The following is a 25,894-nucleotide window of genomic DNA, read 5'->3' as shown; positions in this document are numbered from 1 at the left end:
AATTCACCCTGTCAGTTAAGCGCAAACAGTTCCATAACCCAAACGAGAATTTTTGCGCTGGTTTGCCGAAAAACGCATATGCCCGGTCTTTACGCGCCAGGCATCCCTTTGCGCGAACAACAGGCAATGTAATTGAGCTGATGCCGGTTACGGCGGAAAAAGCGAAACATGCCGAGAAAGCGGCTGCGGTTTTCACGGCTGCGCAGGCCGTTAAACACAATGCGCAGCGCGCGGGCAACGCCCTCATCGCGAATAAGCCCAAGCGGTGACATCAACGACATGCTGCCGTTGTGCGTCTCCACGTCATCAAAGCCATTGGCCAGAAACAGATCTTTCCATGCCTGGTGCGTCATGGGGCTGACATTGGATTTCACCACCTGCTCCAGCAGGGTTTGCTTATTTGCCGCCAGTTCGCTGCGGGTGTACATGATGTCATGCGTCAGCAGGCGACCACCGGGTTTCAGCACGCGGTAATATTCGGCGATAAGTTTCGCCTTCGCTTTATCCACATACATGGTCAGCATCGCTTCGTTAATCACCACATCGAAACTGGCGTCGTCAAACGGTAGCTTGCTGGCATTGGCTTCGAGGAACTGGATCTGACTCTCCAGCCCGGCCGCCGCGACGTTGGCCCGTGCTTTCGCCAGCGCGTTTTTATCCATGTCGATGGCGCAGACGGTGCAACCAAAACGCTGCGCCAGTTCAATAGAGGTCGTCCCCATGTTACAGGCGACTTCCAGCACCTTGCACTCCGGCGTGAGCTGCGCCTGGCGAAAAAGCCATTCGGTGGCTTCCACACCGCCCGGTCGCAACCGCGTTTTCCCAAGGCTGGCTAAAAAGGTGTGCCCTGCTTTCTCGTTTTCGGCCATGACGCGCTCCTCGCTAAAACATGTATTTTATATGCAACTTATCATAACAACAGCGCGATGAGAATGATTTTCATCAGTACTGCGGAATAAAAAAAGCCCCCGGCGCAAGCGCAGGAGGCAAGGCTGTGTCCGAGCCAAAAACCGTTAGTTAAACACCATACCGCCATCAATCAGCAGCGACTGGCCTGTCATATAATCCGAGTCCGGTCCGGCAAGGTATGAGACGCAGGCCGCCACATCTTCCGGTTCCGACAAGCGCCCCAGCGTAATGCGTTTGGCAAATTGCTCCGTACCGTAGCCCGGTTGTTTGCCTGCCGCTTCTGACACCTGACGATCGATTTCCGCCCACATCGGCGTTTTAACAATTCCCGGGCAGTAGCCGTTAACGGTAATCCCCAATGGCGCCAGATCCCGCGCCGCGGTTTGTGTCAGGCCGCGCACGGCGAACTTACTGGAGCTGTAGACCGCCAGTTCCGGGTTACCCACATGCCCGGCCTGCGAGCAGGCATTGATAATTTTGCCGCCGTGTTTTTCCGCTTTAAAGGCGCTGACAGCCGCCTGGATCCCCCAAATCACGCCTTTCACGTTGATGTTGTAAACCTTATCCACCACCGCTTCAGTAATGGACTCAATCGGGGTAGAAGGCGCGACGCCCGCATTGTTGACGATCACGTCAAAGCCTTGCAGTTTTGTCCTGGCCTCTTCCACTGCAGCAAAAACGCGCTCGCGATCGGCAACATCCACCGTTACGGCAATTGCGCTGCCCTTGCCATGCGCATGATTGATCTCGTCCGCGAGCGCATGGGCGGTTTCCGCGTTGTAATCCGCCACGGCAACAGCAAACCCGTCATTAGCCAGACGCAGGGCAATGGCTTTGCCAATCCCCTGGCCTGCGCCGGTTACAAATGCGACTTTTTTCATAGCATTTTCCTGGTTATTTACAGAATTTGATTAAGATTGAGCTGGCTCATCAGCAGCGGGTTGTCACTATAGTCCACCGGAATGGCGACCACTGACGGGCCATCGATGTCCATGGCGGCGCGCAGCGTTGGTTCCAGCTCCGCAGTACTCTCCACAGCAAAACCGGCTGCGCCAAATGCCTGGGCATAGGCTTTAAAATCCACCGGGCCGAAATTCACGCCGGAGAGCCGCTGGTATTTTTTCTCTTCCTGGATTGCCACCATGTTGTAGGCGTTATCCACCCAGATGATGTGCAGGATATTCGCGCCCAGACGTACTGCGGTTTCCAGCTCCATGCTGGATTGCAGGAAACCGCCGTCGCCAGAGACGGAGACCACTTTCCGATCGGGGTTAACCAGCCAGGCGCCGATGGCCCATGGCAGCGAAACGCCCATGGTCTGTTGACCGTTGGAAATCATCATCTGACGGGCGCGAAAACTGTAGAGGTAGCGGGCGATCCAGATATGGAAACTCCCCATATCCACGGTTAGCGTCACGTCGTTATTCACGATGTCCTGCATTGCCCGCACAATACGCAACGGGTGAATCGCGAACTGGCTAAGCTGCGCGCCCCGGCGGCTGAGCAACTCGCGCTGGTTGCGCCGCTCGATAAGAATTTCCGAGGCGCGCGGCGAGAGAACCAGCGGTTTTTCGATGCGCGCCGCCAGTCTGCTCAGGGTGGCGGAAATATCGCCGACCAGTTCAATGTCCGGCACGTAGTGGCGCTCTTCATAGGCCGGGAGCACATCGATGTGCACCAGTTTTGCCTCACCGGTATTCCACATTGCCGGTTCATATTCCACCGGGCTGTAACCAATGCAGATAATCAGGTCCGCCAGTCGCAGCAGCCGATCTCCCGCCTGGTTATTGAACAGGCCCACGCGCCCGGCAAAACGCGTGAAGTGCTGTTGATTCACCGCCCCGGCGGCCTGGTAGGTACTGGTGATAGGGATATGGCTCTTTTCCAGTAACTGGTGCAGTGCGCTAATGTTCTCCTGCCGACTGGCCATCAGCCCGAGCAAAAATACCGGGTTTTGCGCGGCGGCGATGCGTTTTGCCACCTCATCAATGGCGGCGTCCGGCGCGGCGCCAAGTTGCAGAACGCCGCTGGCGGGAAGAATATCGCCGGTGGCCGGTTGGTCAGAGATATCCTGCGGCACACTGATAAATGCGCTGCCAGGCCTTCCCTGTTCGGCTGCGCGAAACGCGTTTGACACCACTTCGCTGATGGCATCCGGCGACGAAATTTCCACGGCGTATTTGGTGACGGGGTTAAACATTGCCACGGTGTCCATGCTCTGATGCACCAGTTTGGCTTTGTCCGCGCGTTTGACCGCACCGCCAATCGCCACCAGCGGATCTCCTTCGGTATTGGCGGTCGCCATCCCGGTAATCAGGTTCGAGCACCCCGGTCCAGAGGTGACCAGCGCCACGCCCGCTTTACCGGTGATTCGCCCGACCGCCGCCGCCATAAAAGCGGCATTGGCTTCATGGCGAACCGGGATAATGCGGATGGTTGAATCGAGGAGGGAGTCAAAAACCTTATCGATTTTGGCACCGGGAATGCCAAAGATCTGTTTGACGCCCTGAGCTTCCAGTTGACCTACGACCATATCAGCGCCGTGCGCCCATTGGTGTGTACGGTTTTCACTGCTCATCAGTCTCTCCTTGAAATGGGCTTAACTCTCCACGGAACGAATGGCAGCATCCAGGTTGTCCGGATGCAGATCGGCGTTCAGGAAGGCATCATCCGCAGGCAGATCGATCATCAGCTTGTAGATGGCGCCAAACGCCAACGTGCCGTGCTCCAGTTGGTAGTCCAGCAGATGACCGCCACCGTGGCGATCGTCGGTAATAAAGTGCTCGTGGTAACCCGCCACGTTGATGCCCTGCATATGCTGCGGCGTACGAAATCCCACCAGTACGCCGCTACGCTGGTTGAAGCGGAACACCGGTTGATCGTCGAGCACGTCGGTCATCGCACGGTAGGGCGGCGTCTGGCGCGGCACGGTGCGGGTATGGGCATGACAAAAATGGCCATCAATGCGCAGCGCACAAAAGAGATTGTCGGACGGGATCTGTTTATCAATGATGTCGTGCAGTTGCTGCCGACTGACGGGTTTATCAAACTGCTGGCGATACTGCGGTAAAAACCAGGTCATGACCGCGAACGGCGTTTTCTGCTGTGGGTTCGCCTCCCGCGCACTGCCATCGGCCCGCAACTGATAAACTTCGCTGTTGAAGGCAATCAGCTCACCGTCCAGTTCGTTAAAGGTGCCCAGCCCAAAATCGCCGTGCTCGAGCAACGCCTTGATGGTGGTATTTCCCTCATACACCCCGCTAAGCAGGGCACTCATTAGCGATGTTTGATATATCACGCCATTTGGATTGTTTCTGGAAAAAGCACGAAATGTTTCTCGTAGATTTTCCTCACAACAACAATCGTTTACATGAGTCATCCTCTTTTCCCTCGCTGAGTAGTCGTTCAGAAAAGCTGATTAAATATTGACTCGTTTCAGCCGGGGATTCCAATATACAAAGCATCAGGGTTTGAGATGTTTTCGATATGGAACTTCGTTATCTACGCTATTTTGTTGCCGTCGCGCAGGCGCAACACTTCACCCGCGCCGCCGAAATGCTGGGTATTTCCCAGCCGCCGCTGAGCCAGCAAATCCGTCGTCTGGAGGAGGAAGTGGGCACGCCGTTGTTCTACCGATTGACGCGCGGCGTGGAGCTGACCGAGGCCGGAGAGGCATTCTATGAAGATGCCTGCCAGATCCTGGCACTCAGCGATGCCGCGCTGGAAAAAGCCAAAGGCATTGCCCGGGGCATCAATGGCAAACTCTATTTGGGGGTGACCAGCTCTAACGCTTTCCACGGCAAAATATTTTCCGTGCTGCAAAGGTTCAGAGACGACTACCCGCAGGTGTCGCTCTACCAGAAAGAGGACAACATGGCGACGCTGATGCAGGAGCTGGATGAGGGGTTAATCGATGTGGCGTTTGTCCGCTTGCCCTGCGAGAACAGCAAGTCGTTCAATCTGAAGCTTATCGATGAAGAGCCGATGGTTATTGCGCTGCACCGCACGCACCCGCTCTCCGCCAAAGCGGAATTGTCGCTGTTTGAACTGCAAAAAACGCCGGTGGTGATCTTTCCGCAGGAGGTAGCGCCGGGGCTTTACGAACTGGTGTATAACGCTTGCCTGCGCGCGGGGATCAATATGGACGGCCAGCAGCAGGCATCGCAATTCGCCTCGTCTTTGAGCATGGTGGCAGCAGGTTTCGGCTTTGCCATCATTCCCCAGTCAATGGCGTGCATCAGCCATCCGCAGGTGACATTTCACCAAATGGAAGAAGCGCTGAAGACCGATATTGCGCTGGCATGGCGGAAGTTCGAGCGCTCCCCCGCCGTGCGACGCTTTATCGACAACTTTTAACCCCGGCGCATTAGCCGTGCCGGGTGTTCACCACCTGCCCGATGCCTTTGCCTTCTAAGGCTTCGTTGGGATCGGCAAAGAAATCGATATTGAAGTAGGTATCTTCCGTCAGCAGTTCAATGTGGTGCCAGTACTGCGGCGGACTGATGCCAAAATGCCCGGCTTCGATCACCACTTCGGTTTCCGGCGTGGTGTCATGCTCATTCGCGAAACCGAAATATTTCACCGCCCCCTGCATCACCGACAGCCGACCGTACACGCCTTTTTTGGTGTTGTGGTGGGTTAACAGCGCGTGCGGCACCGTCTCTTTGGTCCAGAACGGGGTGGAGCGGGTATGACGAAAATGCACAGGAATGCCAGATGCCATGGGAATCTCCTCGGTATTACCAACCGCAGACGTTGGTTTCTTCATCGGATTCGTAGCCGCGCACGATATTAATCAGCTCTTTAACCGAGTCGGCAGCGTTTAGCGGGTCTTTTAATTCATCAATACCAGTAAAATCTTTATCTACGGATACACCGTTATTGTTATTGGTTACCGTCAGAACGATCTCACTGGCATTATTTTTGGCATCAGAAAGCCGGGCCACCAGTTCCGTTACGGCCTGTACGGCAACGTCCGGAACATATAACGACATCGGTTTCAGATACACTTTCTCTTCGGTTTCATTGTTGCTGCGGTTAGATACCGCTAAAGAATAACCTTTATTTTCAATGGTCATAATGAATACCTCAGCCTTCAATCAAAATTTTCGGGTCAACATAGAAATCCACGCTGAATATCGTGTCATCGGATAACGCTTCAATGTTGTGCCATTTCTCCGGCGGGAACACAGCAAATTCCCCGGCGTTAATGGTCAGCGTTTCCACGGGCTCGGGGCTGGTTTCATCGGCATAGCCGTAATAGCGGATCGCCCCTTGCAGAACACTGAGACGCGGGTAGACGCCCTGCCGGGTACCGGCATCAAGATGGCGTTTCCAGATGGACGCCGGTGCGGTCTCGTTGGTCCAGAACGGGGTGGTGCGGGTGTGAACATAGTTCGCGGGTATCGCAATACGTTGCATGTTTCATCCTCATGGTTCTCAGCAAACGGTGCCTGCCGGGAAGGTAAAAAACATATGTTGCATATCATATGCCTGTTTTGGAAATTTGTGGACCACTTTTTTTAGTGGCTATTTTCATGGGTTTTCAGTACTCAAAAAGGGTTATTGAAAAACACGTTAACGAGGGGGAAAAATAGTCATTAGACTCTTTAAACAAGGCATCAAAGAAACCATGAAAAACAAATCAAAATTGAATTCATTTTATTATGGCTTCCCGGTATTTTTAGTTACCACGCAAGATAGCAGTGGCAACACAAATATTTCCGCCGCTTCATCTTCTATTTCCCTTGGGGAAAAACTGATTATTGGCATCAGCAAAGGGAGTAAAACCTGGAGTAATTTGCTGGCAGGTTCCGATGCCGTGATCAATATTCCCGACCACACCCAATGGGAGAAAGTCGAGCAAATTGGCCGACTGACCGGCGGGGATACGTTGTCGGACGCGCAGACCAAATGGGGCGTTGAGATTTGCCACGATAAATTCAGTAAAAGCGGACTGCACGCCGAAGCATCCGTGGACGTCGCACCGCCGCGCATCACAGAATGCCCTATTCAGGCCGAATGTCGGTTAGTGAGCACCAGCGATAAAGGGCGCTTTATCCTCGCCGAGCTGGATATTGTTAACCTGTGGGTTGACGATCATCTGTTGGGCGAAAACGGCATTGTGGATTCCGCCAAATGGAAGCCGCTGATTTTCAATTTCCGTGAATACGACACCGTCGGCAGCGCGCTGGGTTTTAATGTGAAATACGGTAACTGACCCGGCTCAATGCCCCCGCAACCGGGGGCATTAACGCGTTTACTCCAGCAGCCCTTTATCCCAATCGGCGAAGATGGCGGCGAGAGAATATTGCGCGGCATCGGCAGCGCTAAGCTGGTATTTTTCACCTCCCTGACCGGCCCCTGGCCCACGGTTTGCGGACTCGTAAAAGCGGCTATCTTCGGGATAAAACCAGATCTTCTCCCCCGCTTTGTCTTTGCCGGACATTTTGTCCCAACCGTAGATATGATCGTCAATGTCGCAGTTGATAAAGGCCGCCAGACCGATCGCGTTCGGATCGGCGTAACGCCCGTCGCTAAATTGCGTCGTTGGGTGCCATGGTCGCCCAAGTGCAAAGCTTTTCGCCGGTACGCCCGCCTCTTTGCTCAGCTTACTGTTGATGATAAACAGGCCAAACTTCTCATCCGCCTGTGTGGCCGGAGCGGTGATGTAGCCATACGGCGGGGCAATGTCGCTACGGTTACGGGCAATGATCTCGCAGCGATCGAACACAGCGATACCAGGGCCAAAGATAAAATCGACATGCCCGCTGACCTCGCAATCAGTGAAATAGCTGCGGCTGCCGCTCTTGCTGTAAAACGTATCCTGGTACCCTTCCAGCCGGACATGGCGGAAGCGCGCTTTGTCGACATTTTCCGACACCATTAACGCCACGGCCTGGGTATCCTTCAGCTTCTTCGCATCGCCATCCGGCAGTGCCGCATTGGCCGGGAAATCGAAGCTATTGCGGATGGTCAGATTCTCAATCGTCACGTTATTGGCGCGTATCTCGACGGTGCTGGTGCGCCCGGTACCTAACTTCTGCCCGCTGTCATCTAACGCCCCGGCCGGCGTGTTGGCTTCAATCTGGGTTTGCGTTTTCGACTCCCCCACCAGCGTGACCGGTTTTTCAATCACCAGGCGCTCATTCCAGCGCCCCTCTTTCACCAGAATTCGCCACGGCGTACCGCTGTCCGGCGCGGCCGCCAGCGCCTGGCGAATGGTGGCGAACTCACCCGCTTTGGGTGACACAGAGACAACGGCGTTCCACTCCGCCGCCTGGACGGAAACGCTTATGCAGGCCAATAACAGCGCGGAACAGTGCAGTGTTTTCATCAGACTCTCCTTAGTGTTTTAACATGTCAGCAAGCGCGCTCAATTCAGGCGTCTGACGGATCTGCCCGGCGACAATCGATGCGACGGCTTCCGCGCCTTTTTCCTGGAAATGCGTGGTATCAGGATTACTGCGAATGCCCGATGTTTGCGTTTTATACCAGGGGTAGCGCGGGTCGTTAGGGTCAACCGCCAGCCAGTAATCCATCCAGTCGCTTGCATGCGCATTGGCGAAGTCGATGGTCTGTTGCTCCAGGTCGATAAGCGGCACATGGTTGCGCCGGGCGGTCTGCTTAATGGTGTCGATGTAATTGCCGTAATAGCGGTAGCCCGGCTTGTCGACGGTGTAATGGCTGCTCACCACCCCATCACCGGCCCCCTGCTGGAAGGCGGTTTTCCCGGCGCGATTTTTTACGCGGGTCGTGGGCGTAAACAGGACCGGCGTCGCGCCTGCCGCCCGCGCCAGTGTGATATAGCGCTCCAGAGAGTGCTGGAATGCGGTCTCCGGTTTTCCGGGCGGGAATTGCGGTGTGCCGCTGGCATCATTCGGCCAGGTGCAGAGGTTTTGCACATCGGCTGCGCCGCGAATGGCTTTGTCGCTATCGCAGTTCTGATCGTTATGCCCGTGCGCGATAAACACGTAATCGCCAGGACGCAGATCGCGCGCCATCTGCTGATACCAGCCTTCGTTATAAAAATCCCGGCTGGAGCGCCCGGAACGTGCGCCATTGAGCACCACGACACCGCTGTCGGCGCGAAATTGCTGCTGGAAAACCTGCCCCCAGCCCATTCGCGGCAGGCGGCTCACCTCGTACGTGGCGGCAGTGGAATCACTGACCACTAAAATGCGGGTTTTCGCCCGACTGATGGCCTGCCTGTCAGCCAGCGCCCTGCGCAGATCAAACGGCTCCCATGGCCCTGAATTTTGCAGACCGACAATCGGGCGAAACGCGCTGTCGGTCAGCACCGTGCTACCGGCCTCGCCGCTGTTGTTGTCGTAATTACGGTTGTGATGAATCACCGACAGGATGCGTGTCATCCCGTCATCGTGATGCACAGGCGTTGTCACCGGATCCAGCGTGTCAGGATCGAAACCGGACTGGCGCAGCGCGTCGCCCATTCCCGTGCGGAACCTGGCCAGCGGCGTCGCCAGTAGCCCGGCATTCAGTTTGCCGGGATCGCCACGCTCCACCCACTGTTGCGGGCCGATATACCCCAATTCGCCCGCCACTTCCGAGACCAGTCGGTCGGTAAACGGGGTGATATTCGCGGTATTTACGCGATCTTTTTGCAGGGTAAGCCGCAGTGAAGCCATGCAACGGGCGCGGGGAACATCGCTGCGCAAACATGACGATGATGCGCCATTCGGTTGTACCGCCGACAAGGTTAAGGGAGCGCGTAACCCCTCCACGTGAAGTGAATAGCGGCCATCGCTGCGCGTGCGGGTGGTCAGGTGTTTTCCGCGGCTGTCGGTGACGGTTACCGTCGCCCCGCTGAGCGGCGTATCGGCGATTACCGTGCCTTCAAGCAGCGTGGCTGAACCCGCGATTGCTGGCAGGCAAGATAACAGCGCGCTTAATCCCAAGAGGTATTGCATTGTCATTCTCCCGAAACAGGTGATCCCGGCGATAGATCGCCGATGTAATCCTGAGTGTCTGTTCCTGGAAAATGAGGCTCAATAAAATGCCGGATGACGCTAAGCGGATCCGGCCAGAAGTCCGACCAACAAAATGTGCTTATTTTTATAGAGATACAAAACGAAACGAAGTTTTACACATCTAGAAACATAGTTTTGAGATCGAATTCAAAAATATCACAATCGAAAAAAACCCGGCGAACGCCGGGCTTCAGATTAGCGGGCAAACACGCGTGCAGGTCCTGTGATCTGCACATTGACCTGCATACCTGGCGACCAGGCGGCATCCGTCACGGTTTGCAAACTGAGGGATTCGCCACTCTGTGCGAAGCGCAGCGTCAGCGAAGAGAGGTAACCGGCAAAGTCGATCCCGACAATCTGCGCCTGTGGCGCAGCCTGCGGATCGTCACAAGGCAGAACGCGGATCTGCTCCGGGCGCAACATGATCCGTTTCGCCCCGCTCGCGGCGGCACTGTCGACCGCCACCTCACCTAACAGGCAACGCGCCTTACCCTGAGCGACCTCCGCGGGGAGGATCAACGCATCCCCTAAAAACAGCGCGGTTTCTTCATCCGTGGGTTGCGAATAGACCTCAAACGGTGATCCCACCTGAGTAAAGCGCCCGTGGCGGATAACCGCAATCTGGCTGGCAAAGGAGAGCGCCTCTTTCTGGTCGTGCGTCACCAGAATCGACGCCACGCCTGCCTGCGTCAGCAGTTCCGCCGTGGCCTTACGGGTCGACGCCCGCAGGCCGGTATCCAGTGCCGAAAAAGGTTCATCCAGCAGCATCACCGCCGGTTGCTGCGCCAGTGCACGGGCCAGCGCCACGCGCTGTTGTTGCCCGCCGGAAATCTCATGCGGCCAGCGCCGGGCCAGTTTCGCGTCCAGCGAGACCATTGCCATCAAGGCCGCCACGCGATCGCGCTTTGCGTGGCGCGCGCCACGCAACCCCCAGGCAATGTTTTCTCCCACGCGAAGATGGGGAAACAACGCCCCTTCCTGCGGTACAAAACCAATGCGGCGCTGATGGGCAGGAACAAACTGCCCGTCGGCGAATAACGGCTTTCCCTGCATCATAATCTGGCCGCTGTCCGGCGCATCAAACCCGGCAATCAGGCGCAGCAACGTGGTTTTACCGGAGCCGGACGGCCCGACAATCGCCGTACGGCTGCCAGGTGGAATAGTCAGGCTGACATCGTCCAGTACCCGTACAGCGCCAAATGTTTTGGAAATATGCGTGAGTTCTAACATCTTAAAGACCTGAAAGTTTTTGTGATTGCTTGTACAGCAGGCCGGTCAGCGGCAGTGAAATCAGGATCATCAGCGCGGCATAAGGCGCCGCTGCAACATAATCAATCTCGCTGGTTAGCGCCCAGAACCCCGTCGCCAGTGTGCGGGTGCCAAGCGGCGAAAGCAGCAACGTCGCGGTAAGCTCATTGCTCGCGCCCAGGAACACCAGCGCCGCAGCGGCCGCCGCCCCCGGCGCTGCCAGCCGTAGCGTTACGCTGAGCAGTGCTCTGGCGGGTGTTGTACCCAGGCTTTGCGCCACACGTTCCAGCTCAACCGGCGCTTGCGCAATACCGGCGCGAAGATTCACCAGCGCTCTGGGCATAAACATCAGCGCGTAGGCAAGAAACAGCGTCACCTCGGTCTGATAAATCGGCCGGGCATAATGGATGGTCACCGTCACCAGCGCCAGGGCGACAACAATTCCCGGCAGCGAGCTGGCAATGTAATTACAGCCTTCGAGCAGGCGAAATGCAGGACGCGGATGACGTACGCTTAGCCAGGCCGTCGGGAGCGCAAAAGCGGTGGTGATCGCCGCGCCGCAGAGCGCCAGAAAAACCGTCTGGTGCAGAGAAAGCCACAGATCGGCATTATCCCAGCTGGCAACGCCACCCAACCATAACCAACGGGCAAGCACGACAAGCGGCGTGCCCAGCGACAGGATCACCGCGCAGAGGCACACGAACAGCCCCAACGTACGTCCCCATCTGCCCAGTGTATGTTGCTGCTGCTTACGCGCCGCGCCCGCGCCAACACGGGCATAGCGCGCGTTGCCACGCGCAGCGTTTTCCAGTAACAGCAGCCCGAGGCAGCAGATGGCCAGCACGCCCGCCAGCATATTCGCCGCCGGGCCGCTAAAGGTGGACTGAAACTGGTCGTAAATGGCGGTGGTGAAGGTGTCGAAACGGATCATCACAAACAGGCCATATTCCGCCAGCAAGTGCAACGCTACCAGCAGCGCACCGCCGCAAAGCGCCAGTTTAAGCTGGGGCAGCACTACGCGGAAAAAGATAAGCCAGGGCGGGGTTCCCAGCGAGGCGGCCACATCTTCCAGCCCCGGATCCAGGCGGCGCAACACGGCGGCCACCGGCATGGTAATAAACGGGAAATAGGCCAGCACGGAGATAAATACCGCCGCCCAAAGCCCATTGAATGCAGGCGCAACGCTGACCCACGCATAGCTTTGCACAAACGCAGGAATGGCCAGCGGCGCGACCGCCAGAACCGACCATAGCCGTCGGCCTGGCAGCGAGGTTCTTTCGGTTAACCACGCGATCGCCGTGCCAAGGATCACGCAGGCAGGTACGGCAATCGCGACCAGCAAAAAGGTATTGCTCACCAGTTCGCCCACGCGGGGGCGAAAAATGAGCGCCTTAACACTCTCCCATCCGGTATCGATTCCCACAGCGATAACAAACCCCACGGGAAGTAAAGCAAGCAACGCGACAAAAAGGGCTAACACCACTAACACCACCGGGGGACGGTGACGCGTGGTCTGGCTGGCCGCGGCGGTTGCCGCCGGAAGCGTTAAACTGGACATAAGGCGCTCATGGTTATGCAATCAATTACAGCAGACCGGCTTCGGTCATTAACTCTGTGACTTTTTGGCTGTTCAGGGCGGACGGCTCAACAGCAGGTGCATCTAACTGATTCAGCGGCACCAGTTTTTCGTTGGAAGCGGCATGCTCACCTACAGCATATTCAAATGCGGTGTTGGTGCGCAGCATATCCTGGCCGGTTTTGCCGGTGATCCATTTGATAAACGCCTGCGCCTGTTTCGGGTGCTTGCTGGATGCCAGCACGCCACCGCCAGAAATGCTGACAAATGCGCCAGGATCCTGGTGTTTGAAGTAGTGAAGCTGGGTGTTTTTACTGTTTTCGCCGGTTTTGGACTGATCAACAAAGTAGTAATAGTGATAGATCACGCCGCCATCGATCTGCCCGGCGTTCACGGCTTTCATCACCGTGCTGTTGCCTTTGTACGGCGTAAAGTTGGTTTTCATGGCTTTCAGCCAGTCGAGCGTGGCTTTTTCACCTTTCAGCGACAGCATGGCGCTGACAATGGCCTGGAAGTCCGCGCCTGACGGGGAAGCCGCCCAGCGCCCTTTCCATTCCGGTTTCGCCAGATCCATCAGCGATGCCGGGAGTTGCGCGCTGCTAATTTTGGCCGGGTTGTAAACAAACACCGTGCTACGCGCGGCGATGCCAATCCAGCGACCATGCGCAGGACGGAAACGGGCAGGCACCTGCTTCAGCGTGTCGGCATCCAGCGGGGCGAACAGCTTCGCATTATCCACCAGCGTCATCGCCGGGGAGTTTTCCGTCAGAAACACATCCGCCGGAGAGACATTCCCCTCCTGCACCAACTGGTTACCCAGCTCGGTATCGCCGCCGTTGCGCAACGTGACTTTAATACCGGTTTCTTTGGTGAACTCATCAACCCAGCTTTTGGTCAGGTTTTCATGTTGCGCGTTATAAACAACAATACCGTCATCGTTATTTGCCGCTAATACAGCGGGGGCGGTTAAAACTGAAGAGATGACCAGTGCAAGCGAACAGAAAGGCAAAAAGCGATTCTTCATCATCATTCCTTTTTTCATTGGTTTAATAGCGAACGTCTACAGACGAAGCTGGAGTGTAATCGTAGCGGAAATGAAATGAGAATCAAAACTATTATCACCAGAGAAGTTTGAAATTTAATATCAGTAAAAAGAGAAAAATAAATGAATCTTTCAGTTATCATTTGCAAGGCACTGTTAATATTAAGATAACCTTAAGATAACGAAAAATATTTCATCTATTATTAATAGCCACTATCTGGCACCCTCTTCTTTCCTTTTTGAGGATAACAAATTAACATCATACAGAGTGAGCTTAATATCAGACATCGCGAAGCAGCCTGCACAGGTAAGTAAAATAATTATGAAAAATAAAAAGATAGATACATTAGCAAAAGTGGCTATGCGTAACAGGGGTTTGTCGGTTAAAGAAAAACGCGTGCGTTATCAGGGAAAAGTATTCACCTTTAAATACGTCTCAGGCCATTATGAGGTGTTTTTTGAAGGCCAGCAGGTTGACTCCATCGCCACAGACAGTATCAACGACGCCATTGCTGAATATAAAGAGAAGCATAACAAAACGAAGCGTTAACACCTGCGTCAATCGCTCCCCCCTCTTGTCGTTAAATACGCTTAAACCTGCTCCCATCCGGATGAAAGCGATGCCACGTTAACCCTCTTCATGTGCGCAGGCATACCTTTGGTTTGCATTACCCGGCGTTGCTGAGTCTTTCTGCCCTGTGCAAAAGGGAGGCAGATTTTATGCCCTGCGCCAGATAACCAGGCAAAAGATAGCCGATATCCTCAGCTAAAAAACCGCTGAAAATTCACCGTATCGTTAACGCACTTAAGCCAAACAGATATCAGGATGGCGACGTTATTTTCAAACAACCCATATAAGATATATTTTTCTCGCAAACGCCTTGCAAAACAAACCGATAAGTAAATGACTCCGTTGCCTGCAAAAAAGAGAAAATACCCTTAAAAATAAAGCGTGTATTATTCCGGAAATTTATTGCATATCGGTCAGTTGAGATTCTCCAGGCATTGCATCGGGAAGCGTCTCCACGCCAGGTTTGCTTTCCAGTTGCTGCTGCGCGAGCTGGCTATTTTTTTTCGCCATCTGCGCCTGCTCTAAATCCTGCTGGGTGACTTTTTTCCCGGAAAACGCATCGATCATTTCCGTTCGGCCATCAGGATATTTAACGATCGTGACCAGTCGCCCGCCATATTGCGGAATACCGGACATCGCCAGGGAATAATCAATCTCATGATTTTCCACTTTTTTCTTTTCCTGGGCCTCTTGCTCAGCCTGAACTTCTTTTAAAGATTTGTGGTTTTCTGCACGAGAGGAGAGCGTCACTTTGGTGCTGTCATCCTGATACGACTGCTTGCCAGCGCCATGTTCAGTACTGGTACTGGTACTGATGCCGGTGCTATTCGCCGTTTCAATCTTATGCGTGATAGTCTCTTTTGTGCTGGCAAGGTGCGCGCTTGCCTGAATCGCCTGAATCTCCTGCATCATTATCTCCGCTACTCGTTAACCAGATAATCTGCGACGAATGACTCATCCTGATGAGTCGAGAAAGATCCTCATAACGATTATCGACAGGCGGTTAAAACATATTAATAACAAATAATGCTGACGAAAGATGATTCACATAAGAAATTAAAATAAGCAACCGTCCATTATATATCATATTAATTTTAGTTAAATCAGATACTCCATGAAAAATATTATTTAAGTCAGATTAATTCATTTATCGCGATGCAAGGTGCGGCGTTAATGGCTGATTGTTACAGGCGATCAGAGCGTGATTTTCACGACGGCGAGTACATTTTCACGCGGTTACGGCCCTGTTTTTTTGCCTCATACAGCGCCTCATCGGCCCGGTTAATCGCCAGATGGATGTTTTCACCCAGCCCGCAGCGAAAGGCGCTGATGCCCACACTGGTGGTAAAGCTTAGCGGCGCAGCGCCAGGCACTTTAACCGGCGTTAACGCGACCCAGGCTCGCATCCGCTCGCCAAGTAACAGCGCGTCAGGAGGATTGAGATCCAGCGCAGCGATAATAAATTCCTCGCCTCCCCAGCGGCAGATCAGGTCATGTTGCCGCATCTGCTTTTTCAACAGGGCAACAAAATGGCGAATAACATCATCACCCGCCGAGTGACCGTAAATATCATTGATCTTTTTAAAGTTATCGATATCAAGAAACAGGATGGCCACCTCGCGGGGGTGCAGCCCTTCACGCTCGGTACAGAGCCGGGAAAGCTGCGCCAGAAAAGCGCGGCGGTTCAATGCACCGGACAGCACATCGCGGCGGCTGCCGGACTCAATACGTTTAAGCAGAATTTTGTTGGCGGAAACAACCCGGGAAACCATCAGTATGGCCATGATCAGTATCGAGAGATTGATGCGAAACGCGTTGAGCATGGCATCAAGATCCGCCTGGGTGACGCCCGCGCCTGGCTCGAGCAGCCTGACAGCATAGAGATAATTCAGCGCCACACCGGTGAGCATGCAGAGTACCACGGTCGTTTTAAAGGAGTAACGCAGGGCGAACCACGCCAGCGGGAAGAGGATCAACGCCACCATCTCGGTGCCGGAAAACAGGACGCAGAGCAGCACAAACACTAAAAAAGCGATCACGAATACCTGCGGGCGTAGCTGTTGCCACCCACGGTGTAATTGCCGCCTCACTGTGCGGAAAATAGTCTTTAACTGAATGAAAAAACAAACAAAAATGATGCCTGTGCTGAGTTGTTCGCTGAACCAGCCGCGCATGAGTTGATAGATATCGGCGCTGTTTGTCGCCCATAGCCAAAGCCCGAACACCGCCGCCGAGCAGAATGCGCCCACCACCACCGGGATAGTCATCACCAGAACGGCATTGCCGGTGAACTTGCTCCGCTGCAAAAAACGGCTGTGGAAACAGTAAATAAAACAGAGCCAGGCAGGCAGATAAAAGCCGATATTAAACGCGCAGTAGATCACCTTTTGCTCAATACCCGACCCATCCTCAAAACTGAGAGCCGCCAGCAGCATCGCGCAATAGCTGATAACCATCAGCAACCCATTGTGCAACAGTCGCCAGCCCACATGACGGCAACGTAAACGGAAATGAATAAACAGGCTGAAGGCCAGTACGTTAGCGGGCCAGAACAGAGAGACATTGTTGCCGGGGCGAAAGTTTAACCCCCAGTCACTGACGAGAAATACCGCGAAAAAGAGCACGCACAGTCTGACGAGGTAACGACACATAATCTCCGCCCTCTTTAGTTCCTTTTCATCATTGCCTGTTAACGTTAGTAAACCGAATACCTCAGTCATTTCAATAAGAAAGTGCATCAAGAGGCGTTAACCGCATCCAGCGCAAAGCGTACTCCCCGCGTCTATCGCATCCTGATATTCTCAGACACGATAAAAACATCACATACCAGGAGTGACAATGAGCCAACAACCTTTACACGCCGATCCGCTTAGCTGGGGCCACGGTCCACGCACGTTCGAGGTGTTCCTCGAGCCGACCTGCCCTTTCTCCGTCCGCGCCTTTAACAAGCTGGACGCCTTGCTCAACGAGGTGGGCGAAGAGAAGGTCACCGTCAAAATCCGTCTGCAATCGCAACCGTGGCATATGTTCTCCGGTGTGATTGTGCGCTGCATCCTTGCTGCTTCCACACTGCCGGAAGGCAAAGCCGCTGCACGAAGCGTGCTGAAAGCGGTGGCGGACCATCGTGAAGAGTTCGAATTCACGGACCACTGTAGCGGCCCGAATATGGACGCCACGCCGCAGCAAATTATTGAACGTATTGAGCAGTATAGCGGAGTGAAACTTGCGGCGGCGTTTGCCAGGCCGGAATTGCAAACCGAAATCAAATGGCACAGCAAATATGCGCGGCAGAACGGCATTCACGTATCGCCGACTTTTATGGTCAACGGGCTGGTGCAGGCCGATCTCGGCAGCGGCGATGACATCGGCGTCTGGGCGCAGCGCATCCTCGCCTGAGACGCTGCTACACTGATGAGCAACCCGTTCCTATAACGCTTCAACAGATCAACCAAAAGGCAGACCAATATGTCAGACAACTATCAGCCCCCTAAAGTCTGGACGTGGGATAAATCCGGCGGCGGTGCATTTGCCAATATTAACCGTCCGATCTCCGGCCCGACGCATGAGAAAACCTTGCCGGTGGGCAAACATCCGTTGCAACTCTATTCGCTGGGCACGCCGAACGGCCAGAAAGTAACCATCATGCTGGAAGAGCTGCTGGAGAAAGGGGTTACGGCGGCCGAGTATGACGCCTGGTTAATTCGCATTGGCGAAGGCGATCAGTTCTCCAGCGGTTTTGTTGAAGTGAACCCAAACTCGAAGATCCCGGCGCTGCGCGATCACTCCACCACGCCGCCCACCCGCGTATTTGAATCCGGGGCGATCTTGCTGTATCTGGCGGAGAAGTTTGGCCATTTCCTGCCCAACGATCCGGCCGGGCGCACCGAAACCCTGAACTGGCTGTTCTGGTTGCAGGGCTCTGCGCCTTTCCTCGGTGGCGGTTTCGGTCACTTCTATAACTATGCGCCGGTGAAAATCGAGTACGCGATTAATCGCTTTACCATGGAAGCCAAGCGCCAACTGGATGTGCTGGATAAGCAACTGGCTGACCATCCGTTTGTCGCCGGTGATGAGTACACCATTGCCGATATGGCGATTTGGCCGTGGTACGGCAATGTGGTGCTGGGTAATGTCTACAACGCCGCAGAGTTCCTCGACGCAGGCATCTACACCCATGTGCAACGCTGGGCGAAAGCGATCCTTGCGCGCCCGGCTGTGCAACGTGGGCGGATCGTTAACCGTACGTTCGGCGAGCCGCATGAGCAGCTGCATGAGCGCCACGACGCCAGCGACTTCGACACCAACACGGAAGATAAACGTCAGGCGTAATCTTCTGCGCCGGGCGGTATTCCGCCCGGTTTATTCCCGCCCTTCATTACCTTCCACTGTTTTTTTCACACCATATTTACACGACCTGAATAACTGGTAAGAATGCGTTTTATTTACCTGTAGCCGGCCCCATGTCCGACATCGCGCTCAAACAGCAGATCCAGAATCTGAAAAAGCATAACGCCAGGCTGGTGCGGATAGCGCGCGACGCGCGCAATAAACTCAGCGCTGCACTGGACGGCACCGGGCTGTGCCTGTGGCAGCTTGATGTCCCCAGCGGCAAACTGATCATCTACAACCGCCGTTGGGGTTCGATGCTTGGCTATCAACCCAAAGAGCTGAGCGCCCATTTTGATGTCTGGCGTGAGCACCTGCATGAAGATGATCGCCAGCGCGTGCTGGACGCGTTTTACGATCATTTGCACGGCAAGACCCCGTTTTATGAAGCCCTGCACCGCATGCAGCATAAAAACGGCACCGTCACCTGGGTGCTCGACAGAGGCCGCGTAACGGAGTGGGATGCCAACGGTTCACCGCTAAAAGTGACCGGCACGCACATCGACATGACCAAAGAGAAGCAGTATGAGGAGCAACTCTCGGCGCTGGCGAACCACGATCCGCTTACCGGGCTGGCTAATCGCCACGCGCTGTTGCAGCACTTTGATGAGCTGAAGCTTGCCGGACCCGTGTGCGTGGCCTTTATCGATCTGGATGATTTTAAAGCGGTCAACGATACTTTCGGTCACCGTAGCGGCGACGAACTGCTGATCCAGTTGAGCCAGCGTCTGCGCAATGCCTGCCCGCAAGGAACGATTGTCGGCCGTCTCGGCGGCGATGAGTTCGTTCTGCTGTTACCGTTTCCGCTTACCAGCCTGCTGATTAACAGCACCGCCCATACTTGCCTGCGCGCGGCGCTGACGCCCTTCGAACTGGATAACGGCGAGGCGTCGGTTGGAGCATCGATTGGCATTGATGAGGCGCAGGATGACGACGATTTCGTCAACGCGCTGAAACGCGCCGATCGGGCGATGTATCACATCAAACACACCGGGAAAAACGGCGCAGCTCTCGGCCAGACGCTGATTTCCCTCTCCGCCTGCGCCGGGGCATAGCTGATGAAAACCGCACGCCAGCAGACGATTGTGCAACTCCTCACCCGGTATGACACCCTGACGACCGCAGCGCTGTCTGCACAATTGGGCGTGAGTATTGAAACCATCCGCCGGGATCTGAATGCGCTGCAAACGCAGGGGAAAATCGTGCGCCGCCATGGTCGCGCACGGATGCTGCATTCACCGCAGCAGGAAAGCAGCGAGCCGTTTCGCAACCGGCTGAAAAGCCATTATGCGGACAAAGCCGATATCGCCCGCCATGCGCTGAACTGGATTGATGAGGGGATGACGCTGGCGCTGGATGCCAGCTCCACCTGTTTTCACCTTGCGCGGCAGTTGCCGGATATCGACCTTACCGTCTTTACCAACAGCGTGCCGGTATGCCAGGAGATCGTCCGTCGGCAAAACATCACGCTGGTCTGTTCGGGCGGGCGGCTGGATCGCGCCGAGTGTTGTTATGTTAATCCGGCGCTGCCTGGCCTGTTGAAATCGCTGGAGATCGATCTGTTTATCTTCTCCTGCGAGGGGGTGGATGCGGCGGGCGAGATGTGGGACTCCACCCGCCATAACGCCGTGTTTAAAGCGCAGTTATTACGGCGGGCGCAGCAATCGCTATTGCTTATCGATAAGAGCAAATTCTACCGCGCCAGCGAAGTAAAAATCGGCAACCTGTCACTGGTGACGCAAATGATCACCGATATAAAAACCGACACGCCTCACCGCTGAGGAGCAAAATCCTCCAGCTCCATATTGCGCAGCGCCGCAAGCGTCTCCTGCGCTTCGTTTTCATCAATCAGGCTCATGGCAAATCCCACGTGCACCAGCACCCACTGCCCGAGTAACGCACGCGGATCATCTTCGCACACCAGGGCGATATTGACCTCGCGGCGCACACCGCAAACGTCCACCTGCGCCAGTTGATGAAAATCGTCGCCCACGGCCACCACCTGGCCCGGTACGCCTATACACATCTTGCTTACTCCACTTCAATACTTTTGATCTGTACGCCCTCGCTGTGCTCAATATGCAGCGTTGGGCAGTGGCAGAGTGGGCACTCATCATGGCGGGTAATTTCCACCGACTGGCTGCAATTCCAGCACCATGCCTGCGCAGGTTTATGGAGGATATGCAACGCGCACCCTTCGGCAAGGGTATCGCGACAGGCGATATCAAAGCCGAAACGCAGCGCACTCTCCTCCACACAGGCCAGCGCGCCCACTTCCAGCCACACGCCAGTCACCTTACTGGCGCCGTTTTGCCTGGCCTGCTGTTCGATGATCTCCACCGCGTTCTGGCATAGCGATAACTCATGCATGCCGGGCGTCCTTCAGCCGGGTGAGCAACGCACGACGACTCACCGACTCGCTCACCGGCAGGGAGAGCGCCATTTTCAGGCAATCATGCGCCAGCGACGCCCCCTGTTCTGCACGCAGCTCCCGCGCTAATGGCGACATTAACGAACAGCTCAGATATTGCGCAAGGGCGGGCATTTCGCCAACGGTAAAGGTCATCTCACCATAGGGTAATCGCAGCCCAATACGCTCGCCGACGTTACGCCGCACCCAGCACTGCTGTGGGCCGGGAAAGATCAGTAAACTCAGCATCCACGGCGTTATCACACAACCTATCCACTGCCCTTCAAACAGCGTGAAGGGCGTCACCGAGATCGGCATGTGCGGATGTACAAACGGTAAATCGTGCATCTCGCCTGCGGCCACTGCAGCAAAAGCAGCCTGCACCTCGCCGTGCGGCGAGGCGTCAAAGCCGGTTAACTCATCCTGCATGCTGAACCTCCCTTGGCGTCAGCACCACGCCGGATTCCGCCAGCGCATCCAGCACCGCCTGCAAAGCCGTATCGATACTTGCCGCCACGATCGGCGTCAAACCAATATGCGGCTCCAGCGAGGCTGGAATGACGCCGACCAGCGTCAGCTTCGCCGGGAACTCCCCGGTAAAGCGCAGCGCGGACAGCACGTCAGACAAACCCAGTTGGTGCGGAGAAATTTTGTTGCTGAACAGCGTGGGCACTTCATCGTCACGCAGGCAGATGACGCTGCCTGGCTCGCTTTTACGCGTGACGATGGCGTCTGCAATGATCAGATGATCGCGGCTCGCCATCGCGCTCAGCAACTCCATGCCGGCGGTGCCGCCATCCAGCACTTCGACCTGTTCCGGCAGGTGGAAACGCTGCTCCAGCGCTTCCACCACCCGTACGCCGATTGCTTCATCGGTGAGCAAAATATTGCCCACCCCCAACACTAAAATCGACATTACAGCACCTTCACCGACACCACATCGTTACCGTCTGCGTCCAGCACGTGTACAGCGCAGGACATACAAGGGTCGAAAGAGTGAATGGTGCGCACCACTTCCAGCGGTTTTTGCGGATCGGCAATCGGCGTGCCCACCAGCGACTGCTCGTAGGGACCGGCTTCGTCGTTCACGTTGCGCGGCCCGGCGTTCCACGTCGATGGCACGACGGCCTGGTAGTTGCTGATGGTGCCGTCTTTGATCACGATCCAGTGTGAGAGCATGCCGCGCGGCGCTTCGAGGAAGCCTACGCCTTTAAACTCGCCGCTGGCGGGAATGTCCGGCTTCACAAAGGTGGTCATGTCGCCTTTGCCGATGTTGTCGACCAGCGCCTGATACTGCTGGCTGGCAACCTGATGCAATTCGCAGGCATGCACGGTGCGACCAATAATGCGGCCCAGCGTGGAGTGCAGTTGCTCAACGCCCAGCGTTTTACCGGTGAGTTTGTGGTAAATCGCCACAATTTCATTGAGTTTGCTGGTCGTGGATTCGCGCTTCGCCGCCAGTTTACAGAGCATATTGGCCAGCGGCCCCACTTCCACGGTTTTGCCGTAGAACGTCGGTGATTTGACCCACGAATATTTCCCGTCTTCCTGCCAGCCGGTGTAGTTTGGCACTGTTGTCCCTTGCCACGGCTCTTGCGGCGCTTCGTCTTTATACCAGGCGTGTTTCGCGCCCTCCTGAATGCCTTTCACCATAAACGGATCGTTGTACGCGGTGATGGACCGATAGGTGCTGAGATCGGCGTTTTCAATGTAACCGCCAGGGAACAGGAAGCTGCCATTTTCACCGTCGGTCGGAAACTCCGGCGTGCTCAGGTAATTGACGCTGCCTTTACCGCGCTCCAGCCACTCCGGATAGAACGCCGCAATCACGGCGGTATCGACCTTGTAAACCTGTTCGATAAAGCCCTGCAGCTTGTCGATAAACGACTTGAGGTACATCAGCCGTTCCAGGTTCAACACTTCGATGCCGTCAAGATTGATCGGGTTGGCAACACCGCCCACCGCCATGTTCTGAATATGCGGCGATTTCCCGCCAAGCAAGGCGACGATGCGGTTGGCATCACGCTGACACTCCAGCGCCTGTAAATAGTGCGCGACGGCAATCAGGTTCACTTCCGGCGGCAGCTTCATGGCCGGATGTCCCCAGTAGCCGTTGGCGAAAATCCCCAACTGACCGCTGGCGACCAACGCTTTGATTTTGTCCTGCACCTCTTTAAACGTGTTTTCGCTGTTCAGCGGCCAGTCAGAGAGCCCTTTCAGCAGGTTCGCCGCTTTTGCCGGATCAGCATTGAGCGCGGACGTGATATCAACCCAGTCCAGCGCCGAGAGCTGGTAAAAGTGCACAATATGATCGTGGATGGTGTGCGCGGCCAGAATAATGTTGCGAATATACTGGGCGTTGACCGGGACTTTCATCTCCAGTGCGCTTTCCACGGCACGGACAGAGGCAATAGCGTGAATCGTCGTACAGACACCACAGATGCGCTGCATAATGATCCACGCATCCCGCGGGTCGCGGTTCTTCACAATCTCTTCCATACCGCGCCACATCGTGCCTGATGCCCAGGCTTTGGATACAACACCGTTTTCAATTTCGCAGTCAATGCGTAAATGACCCTCAATACGGGTCACCGGATCGATGGTAATTCGTTGACTCATGCTTCACTCGCCTCATGACGTTCTTGTCGTTGTAACGGAGGAATAATCGGCAACAGACGTATGAGTAAGATGTACGCACAGACTTCAATTGCCACAAAACCGATAGAAATCAATATCTCTTCCCAGGCCGGGAAGTAGTGATAGCCGTTGCCGGGATTAAACGCTAACAGCGAATAGGAGAGTCGCCACAGAGCGCATCCCAACAGCATGCTTAACGCGCCGATAAACAGAACACGGGAATCGGTGCGCAGGCGCGCCGAGCGCAGCACCAACAGCGGAAACAGCAGCAGCGCGATTTCCAGCCAGAACATCAGGCTGTAAAAATCCCCTGCAAAGGCGTAGCTCCACTTGTCGCGCCAGGTGATTTCCCCTACGCGCAGCAGCAAAAACAGCGCCAGTAGAACGCTTAACGTCCCGGTTAACCTGGTAAACAGCCGCTTTTCATCCGGCCCGTTACCGCGCAGGCTGGCCTGCAACAGCGAACCTTCAAAGATGACAATCGAAAAGCCCATGATAAATGCGGTCAGCAAGGAGAACAGCGGCAGCATTTCGTAGCTTTGCCACAGCGGGTAGACCTTGTACCCGGCCGCGATCATCAAAGAGCCCATCGAAGACTGGTGCATAGTGGGCAGCAGCGCGCCAAGGGCGATAATAAAAAACATCACCTTATTCAGCCGCCGCAGCGACACTTTCCAGCCCAACCGCTCCAGCAGCGCGGGCGCGAACTCCAGCGCCATCACACCGATGTAAATCGTCATACAGACGGCGGTTTCAAACAGGACAGAGTTCACGTTGAAGTGCCCCGGAATGTAAAAATAGGGCAGATTCCAGTAACGCCCGACGTCAATGGTGATGGACAAACCACCCAGCGAATAACCGAACAGACTGGCCAGTAATGCCGGACGCACCAGCGGATGGTAGTCGCCACGGTTAAAGGCATATACAGCCCAGGCCAGCGCCCAGCCGCCGCAAGCGAAACCGGTGCCGATGAGCAAGTCGAAAGCGATCCAGATCCCCCACGGATAACCGCCGTTAAGATCCGAGACCGATCCCAGGCCGAAGATCAGACGCTTGAGGATAAAGATCCCGCACAGCACGATCAGCGGGGCAAAAAGCCGTATTGGCTTGCTGAACAGCTTGCCGCCCAACGGTTGCGGATCATGACTCATGATCGTCGCCTCCTTCATGGTGCTCATTCTTCGTATGGCGACGCACCAGCGCCGTCAGCCCCACCAGCACAGCCAGCGGCAACATCATGCCTTTGTACACCGTATGCTGAACATGTTCAGAACGGGCGCCGGTCGCCAGGTCATCCAGCTCCGGCAAACCCAGCACCTCGTAAGGCACGCCGGTCAGCACCAGCACCTGCGTGCCGCCACCCTCTTTTTCACCGTACAGGTGCGGGTAGTAGCTGGCGACAGTGTGTTGATAGGTGTCGACGGAGGTGAGCGTTTGCCGGGGATAGTGATACTCGGTTCCGGGTTTTAGCGAGAGGCGTTTTTTGGCTTCCGCCAGCAGATCTTCGCGCGTACCGAAAATCACCGCGCCAGCAGGACAGACTTCCACGCAGCCTGGCAATCCACCTTTATCCAGACGCTCAACGCCTTTCTGGTTACAGAGCTGGCATTTGTGCAGTTCACCGAACGGGTTGTTGTAATCGTATTTCGGCACATCGAAGGGACAGGCGACCATGCAGTAACGGCAGCCGGTACAGACGCTGGCGTCATAATGGACGATGCCGGTTTTGCTGTCTTTTTTCAGCGCCTGAACCGGGCAAACGGAGACACAGTTGGCGTCCACGCAGTGCATGCACTGTTTTTTGATATAGGCGTAACCGTCATCAAGGCGATCTTTGTTCACCCCGCTGCCGCTATGCCAGACCTGAATGATGTTATTGGTGTACGGCGAAAGTTTGTCGTTATTGGACCAGGTTTGTTCACCCTGCGGATTACGTTGCGGGGTATTGATGTCCTGGCAACGGGTCACGCAAGCCTGGCACCCTACACAGAGCGTGGAGTCGTACAGCATACCCAGCGCGCCGGGAATCGGCGGGCGGTTCTCTGCGGCGGCAAAACTCGTCGACGAGCCTGCCGCCAGCAACGCCCCGCCGGACGCCACTTTAAGAAAATTACGTCTGTTCACG

The 25,894-nt window shown here is 55.3% G+C and carries 28 protein-coding genes; 7 read left to right on the top strand and 21 right to left on the bottom strand.

Annotation, left to right across the window (positions count from 1 at the left end; genetic code table 11):
• Positions 1-89 precede the first annotated feature (89 nt).
• The 4 genes from ACQ3G7_RS20110 to budA form a co-directional block, all read right to left on the bottom strand.
• Positions 90-869: a class I SAM-dependent methyltransferase gene (locus ACQ3G7_RS20110; protein ID WP_430891574.1), complete on the bottom strand. Its 780-nt coding sequence runs from the start codon at positions 867-869 to the stop codon at positions 90-92.
• Between the two features lie 144 nt (positions 870-1,013).
• Positions 1,014-1,790, bottom strand: a complete 777-nt coding sequence (locus ACQ3G7_RS20105; protein ID WP_430891572.1) for a (S)-acetoin forming diacetyl reductase — start codon at positions 1,788-1,790, stop codon at positions 1,014-1,016.
• 17 nt (positions 1,791-1,807) lie between these two features.
• Positions 1,808-3,487 (bottom strand): acetolactate synthase AlsS, encoded by a 1,680-nt coding sequence (gene alsS / locus ACQ3G7_RS20100; RefSeq protein ID WP_430891570.1) that lies wholly within the window; start codon positions 3,485-3,487, stop codon positions 1,808-1,810.
• Positions 3,488-3,508: 21 nt separating this feature from the next.
• A complete protein-coding gene (gene budA / locus ACQ3G7_RS20095) occupies positions 3,509-4,288 on the bottom strand; it encodes an acetolactate decarboxylase (RefSeq protein WP_430891568.1) in 780 nt (259 codons plus the stop codon).
• Between the two features lie 107 nt (positions 4,289-4,395).
• Here budA and ACQ3G7_RS20090 point away from each other — a divergent pair, with 107 nt between their 5' ends.
• A complete protein-coding gene (locus ACQ3G7_RS20090; protein WP_263099322.1) occupies positions 4,396-5,265 on the top strand; it encodes a LysR family transcriptional regulator in 870 nt (289 codons plus the stop codon).
• A gap of 10 nt (positions 5,266-5,275) precedes the next feature.
• On the opposite strand, the gene ACQ3G7_RS20085 is transcribed toward ACQ3G7_RS20090, so the two are convergent.
• From ACQ3G7_RS20085 to ACQ3G7_RS20075, 3 genes are read right to left on the bottom strand one after another with little or no spacing between them, the layout of a single operon-like run.
• Complete coding sequence (locus tag ACQ3G7_RS20085; protein ID WP_430891566.1) at positions 5,276-5,632, bottom strand: TehB family protein; 357 nt, start codon at positions 5,630-5,632, stop codon at positions 5,276-5,278.
• Positions 5,633-5,648: 16 nt separating this feature from the next.
• Entirely contained in the window at positions 5,649-5,987 is a 339-nt protein-coding gene (locus ACQ3G7_RS20080) for a DUF1869 domain-containing protein (protein ID WP_430891564.1), read from the bottom strand.
• Between the two features lie 10 nt (positions 5,988-5,997).
• Positions 5,998-6,330 carry a TehB family protein gene (locus tag ACQ3G7_RS20075; protein WP_263099319.1) on the bottom strand — a complete coding sequence of 111 codons (333 nt, stop codon included), beginning with the start codon at positions 6,328-6,330 and terminating at the stop codon, positions 5,998-6,000.
• 211 nt (positions 6,331-6,541) lie between these two features.
• Between ACQ3G7_RS20075 and ACQ3G7_RS20070 the strand changes: the two genes are divergently transcribed.
• Entirely contained in the window at positions 6,542-7,129 is a 588-nt protein-coding gene (locus tag ACQ3G7_RS20070) for a flavin reductase family protein (protein ID WP_430891562.1), read from the top strand.
• Between the two features lie 39 nt (positions 7,130-7,168).
• On the opposite strand, the gene ACQ3G7_RS20065 is transcribed toward ACQ3G7_RS20070, so the two are convergent.
• The 5 genes from ACQ3G7_RS20065 to ACQ3G7_RS20045 all read right to left on the bottom strand — a co-directional run bounded on the left by ACQ3G7_RS20065 (position 7,169) and on the right by ACQ3G7_RS20045 (position 13,747).
• Positions 7,169-8,245 (bottom strand): pectinesterase family protein, encoded by a 1,077-nt coding sequence (locus tag ACQ3G7_RS20065; RefSeq protein WP_430891560.1) that lies wholly within the window; start codon positions 8,243-8,245, stop codon positions 7,169-7,171.
• Positions 8,246-8,255: 10 nt separating this feature from the next.
• Complete coding sequence (locus tag ACQ3G7_RS20060; protein WP_430891558.1) at positions 8,256-9,839, bottom strand: GDSL-type esterase/lipase family protein; 1,584 nt, start codon at positions 9,837-9,839, stop codon at positions 8,256-8,258.
• Between the two features lie 255 nt (positions 9,840-10,094).
• Positions 10,095-11,129: an ABC transporter ATP-binding protein gene (locus ACQ3G7_RS20055; RefSeq protein WP_430891556.1), complete on the bottom strand. Its 1,035-nt coding sequence runs from the start codon at positions 11,127-11,129 to the stop codon at positions 10,095-10,097.
• 1 nt (position 11,130) lies between these two features.
• Positions 11,131-12,705, bottom strand: a complete 1,575-nt coding sequence (locus ACQ3G7_RS20050) for an ABC transporter permease (RefSeq protein ID WP_430891554.1) — start codon at positions 12,703-12,705, stop codon at positions 11,131-11,133.
• Positions 12,706-12,730: 25 nt separating this feature from the next.
• Positions 12,731-13,747: an iron ABC transporter substrate-binding protein gene (locus ACQ3G7_RS20045; protein ID WP_430891552.1), complete on the bottom strand. Its 1,017-nt coding sequence runs from the start codon at positions 13,745-13,747 to the stop codon at positions 12,731-12,733.
• Positions 13,748-14,087: 340 nt separating this feature from the next.
• Here ACQ3G7_RS20045 and ACQ3G7_RS20040 point away from each other — a divergent pair, with 340 nt between their 5' ends.
• Positions 14,088-14,315 (top strand): hypothetical protein, encoded by a 228-nt coding sequence (locus tag ACQ3G7_RS20040; protein ID WP_430891550.1) that lies wholly within the window; start codon positions 14,088-14,090, stop codon positions 14,313-14,315.
• A gap of 420 nt (positions 14,316-14,735) precedes the next feature.
• Here the strand turns inward: ACQ3G7_RS20040 and ACQ3G7_RS20035 are convergent, their stop codons facing one another.
• Together ACQ3G7_RS20035 and ACQ3G7_RS20030 are read right to left on the bottom strand one after the other, a co-directional pair.
• Positions 14,736-15,248, bottom strand: coding sequence for a hypothetical protein (locus tag ACQ3G7_RS20035; RefSeq protein WP_430891548.1), 513 nt, complete (start codon positions 15,246-15,248; stop codon positions 14,736-14,738).
• A 296-nt stretch (positions 15,249-15,544) separates the two neighbouring features.
• Positions 15,545-16,987: a sensor domain-containing diguanylate cyclase gene (locus ACQ3G7_RS20030; RefSeq protein ID WP_430891546.1), complete on the bottom strand. Its 1,443-nt coding sequence runs from the start codon at positions 16,985-16,987 to the stop codon at positions 15,545-15,547.
• 187 nt (positions 16,988-17,174) lie between these two features.
• On the opposite strand from ACQ3G7_RS20030, the gene ACQ3G7_RS20025 reads away from it, so the two are divergent.
• The 4 genes from ACQ3G7_RS20025 (at position 17,175) to fucR (ending at position 20,503) form a co-directional block, all read left to right on the top strand.
• Complete coding sequence (locus ACQ3G7_RS20025; protein ID WP_430891544.1) at positions 17,175-17,732, top strand: DsbA family protein; 558 nt, start codon at positions 17,175-17,177, stop codon at positions 17,730-17,732.
• Between the two features lie 69 nt (positions 17,733-17,801).
• The gene (gene yghU, locus ACQ3G7_RS20020) at positions 17,802-18,665 is read left to right on the top strand and encodes a glutathione-dependent disulfide-bond oxidoreductase (protein WP_263099309.1); all 864 of its coding nucleotides are present in this window, start codon (positions 17,802-17,804) and stop codon (positions 18,663-18,665) included.
• A gap of 131 nt (positions 18,666-18,796) precedes the next feature.
• Positions 18,797-19,777, top strand: a complete 981-nt coding sequence (locus tag ACQ3G7_RS20015) for a diguanylate cyclase domain-containing protein (RefSeq protein ID WP_430891542.1) — start codon at positions 18,797-18,799, stop codon at positions 19,775-19,777.
• Positions 19,778-19,780: 3 nt separating this feature from the next.
• Complete coding sequence (fucR, locus tag ACQ3G7_RS20010; RefSeq protein ID WP_430891540.1) at positions 19,781-20,503, top strand: L-fucose operon activator; 723 nt, start codon at positions 19,781-19,783, stop codon at positions 20,501-20,503.
• Here fucR and hybG read toward each other — a convergent pair.
• The 7 genes from hybG to hybA are packed head-to-tail and all read right to left on the bottom strand — an operon-like array spanning position 20,494 to position 25,893.
• The gene (gene hybG, locus ACQ3G7_RS20005; protein ID WP_430891538.1) at positions 20,494-20,748 is read right to left on the bottom strand and encodes a hydrogenase maturation factor HybG; all 255 of its coding nucleotides are present in this window, start codon (positions 20,746-20,748) and stop codon (positions 20,494-20,496) included. The genes fucR and hybG overlap by 10 nt on opposite strands.
• Positions 20,749-20,753: 5 nt before the next feature.
• Positions 20,754-21,092 carry a hydrogenase maturation nickel metallochaperone HypA gene (gene hypA, locus ACQ3G7_RS20000; RefSeq protein ID WP_061493162.1) on the bottom strand — a complete coding sequence of 113 codons (339 nt, stop codon included), beginning with the start codon at positions 21,090-21,092 and terminating at the stop codon, positions 20,754-20,756.
• The gene (gene hybE, locus ACQ3G7_RS19995; RefSeq protein WP_263099305.1) at positions 21,085-21,561 is read right to left on the bottom strand and encodes a hydrogenase-2 assembly chaperone; all 477 of its coding nucleotides are present in this window, start codon (positions 21,559-21,561) and stop codon (positions 21,085-21,087) included. Before hybE ends, hypA begins: the two co-directional genes overlap by 8 nt.
• Positions 21,551-22,048, bottom strand: coding sequence for a HyaD/HybD family hydrogenase maturation endopeptidase (locus ACQ3G7_RS19990; RefSeq protein ID WP_263099304.1), 498 nt, complete (start codon positions 22,046-22,048; stop codon positions 21,551-21,553). The genes hybE and ACQ3G7_RS19990 overlap by 11 nt, the downstream gene beginning before the upstream one ends.
• Complete coding sequence (gene hybC, locus ACQ3G7_RS19985) at positions 22,048-23,751, bottom strand: hydrogenase 2 large subunit (RefSeq protein WP_263099303.1); 1,704 nt, start codon at positions 23,749-23,751, stop codon at positions 22,048-22,050. The genes ACQ3G7_RS19990 and hybC overlap by 1 nt, the downstream gene beginning before the upstream one ends.
• On the bottom strand, positions 23,748-24,920 hold the full coding sequence (gene hybB, locus ACQ3G7_RS19980) for a Ni/Fe-hydrogenase cytochrome b subunit (RefSeq protein WP_263099302.1): 1,173 nt from the start codon (positions 24,918-24,920) through the stop codon (positions 23,748-23,750). The genes hybC and hybB overlap by 4 nt, the downstream gene beginning before the upstream one ends.
• Complete coding sequence (hybA, locus tag ACQ3G7_RS19975; RefSeq protein ID WP_430891535.1) at positions 24,910-25,893, bottom strand: hydrogenase 2 operon protein HybA; 984 nt, start codon at positions 25,891-25,893, stop codon at positions 24,910-24,912. The genes hybB and hybA overlap by 11 nt, the downstream gene beginning before the upstream one ends.
• Between the last annotated feature and the right edge of the window lies 1 nt (position 25,894).

The organism is Kosakonia sp. N21, from assembly GCF_050587465.1.
Lineage (GTDB): Bacteria > Pseudomonadota > Gammaproteobacteria > Enterobacterales > Enterobacteriaceae.
This window is presented reverse-complemented; position numbering and strand designations above follow the sequence as displayed.

Bases quoted from the DNA above. Each gene is read 5' to 3' on its own strand.
- ACQ3G7_RS20110 (WP_430891574.1), bottom strand. From the start codon at position 869: ATGGCCGAAAACGAGAAAGCAGGGCACACCTTTTTAGCCAGCCTTGGG.
- ACQ3G7_RS20105 (WP_430891572.1), bottom strand. From the start codon at position 1,790: ATGAAAAAAGTCGCATTTGTAACCGGCGCAGGCCAGGGGATTGGCAAA.
- alsS (WP_430891570.1), bottom strand. From the start codon at position 3,487: ATGAGCAGTGAAAACCGTACACACCAATGGGCGCACGGCGCTGATATG.
- budA (WP_430891568.1), bottom strand. From the start codon at position 4,288: ATGACTCATGTAAACGATTGTTGTTGTGAGGAAAATCTACGAGAAACA.
- ACQ3G7_RS20090 (WP_263099322.1), top strand. From the start codon at position 4,396: ATGGAACTTCGTTATCTACGCTATTTTGTTGCCGTCGCGCAGGCGCAA.
- ACQ3G7_RS20085 (WP_430891566.1), bottom strand. From the start codon at position 5,632: ATGGCATCTGGCATTCCTGTGCATTTTCGTCATACCCGCTCCACCCCG.
- ACQ3G7_RS20080 (WP_430891564.1), bottom strand. From the start codon at position 5,987: ATGACCATTGAAAATAAAGGTTATTCTTTAGCGGTATCTAACCGCAGC.
- ACQ3G7_RS20075 (WP_263099319.1), bottom strand. From the start codon at position 6,330: ATGCAACGTATTGCGATACCCGCGAACTATGTTCACACCCGCACCACC.
- ACQ3G7_RS20070 (WP_430891562.1), top strand. From the start codon at position 6,542: ATGAAAAACAAATCAAAATTGAATTCATTTTATTATGGCTTCCCGGTA.
- ACQ3G7_RS20065 (WP_430891560.1), bottom strand. From the start codon at position 8,245: ATGAAAACACTGCACTGTTCCGCGCTGTTATTGGCCTGCATAAGCGTT.
- ACQ3G7_RS20060 (WP_430891558.1), bottom strand. From the start codon at position 9,839: ATGCAATACCTCTTGGGATTAAGCGCGCTGTTATCTTGCCTGCCAGCA.
- ACQ3G7_RS20055 (WP_430891556.1), bottom strand. From the start codon at position 11,129: ATGTTAGAACTCACGCATATTTCCAAAACATTTGGCGCTGTACGGGTA.
- ACQ3G7_RS20050 (WP_430891554.1), bottom strand. From the start codon at position 12,705: ATGTCCAGTTTAACGCTTCCGGCGGCAACCGCCGCGGCCAGCCAGACC.
- ACQ3G7_RS20045 (WP_430891552.1), bottom strand. From the start codon at position 13,747: ATGAAGAATCGCTTTTTGCCTTTCTGTTCGCTTGCACTGGTCATCTCT.
- ACQ3G7_RS20040 (WP_430891550.1), top strand. From the start codon at position 14,088: ATGAAAAATAAAAAGATAGATACATTAGCAAAAGTGGCTATGCGTAAC.
- ACQ3G7_RS20035 (WP_430891548.1), bottom strand. From the start codon at position 15,248: ATGATGCAGGAGATTCAGGCGATTCAGGCAAGCGCGCACCTTGCCAGC.
- ACQ3G7_RS20030 (WP_430891546.1), bottom strand. From the start codon at position 16,987: ATGTGTCGTTACCTCGTCAGACTGTGCGTGCTCTTTTTCGCGGTATTT.
- ACQ3G7_RS20025 (WP_430891544.1), top strand. From the start codon at position 17,175: ATGAGCCAACAACCTTTACACGCCGATCCGCTTAGCTGGGGCCACGGT.
- yghU (WP_263099309.1), top strand. From the start codon at position 17,802: ATGTCAGACAACTATCAGCCCCCTAAAGTCTGGACGTGGGATAAATCC.
- ACQ3G7_RS20015 (WP_430891542.1), top strand. From the start codon at position 18,797: ATGTCCGACATCGCGCTCAAACAGCAGATCCAGAATCTGAAAAAGCAT.
- fucR (WP_430891540.1), top strand. From the start codon at position 19,781: ATGAAAACCGCACGCCAGCAGACGATTGTGCAACTCCTCACCCGGTAT.
- hybG (WP_430891538.1), bottom strand. From the start codon at position 20,748: ATGTGTATAGGCGTACCGGGCCAGGTGGTGGCCGTGGGCGACGATTTT.
- hypA (WP_061493162.1), bottom strand. From the start codon at position 21,092: ATGCATGAGTTATCGCTATGCCAGAACGCGGTGGAGATCATCGAACAG.
- hybE (WP_263099305.1), bottom strand. From the start codon at position 21,561: ATGCAGGATGAGTTAACCGGCTTTGACGCCTCGCCGCACGGCGAGGTG.
- ACQ3G7_RS19990 (WP_263099304.1), bottom strand. From the start codon at position 22,048: ATGTCGATTTTAGTGTTGGGGGTGGGCAATATTTTGCTCACCGATGAA.
- hybC (WP_263099303.1), bottom strand. From the start codon at position 23,751: ATGAGTCAACGAATTACCATCGATCCGGTGACCCGTATTGAGGGTCAT.
- hybB (WP_263099302.1), bottom strand. From the start codon at position 24,920: ATGAGTCATGATCCGCAACCGTTGGGCGGCAAGCTGTTCAGCAAGCCA.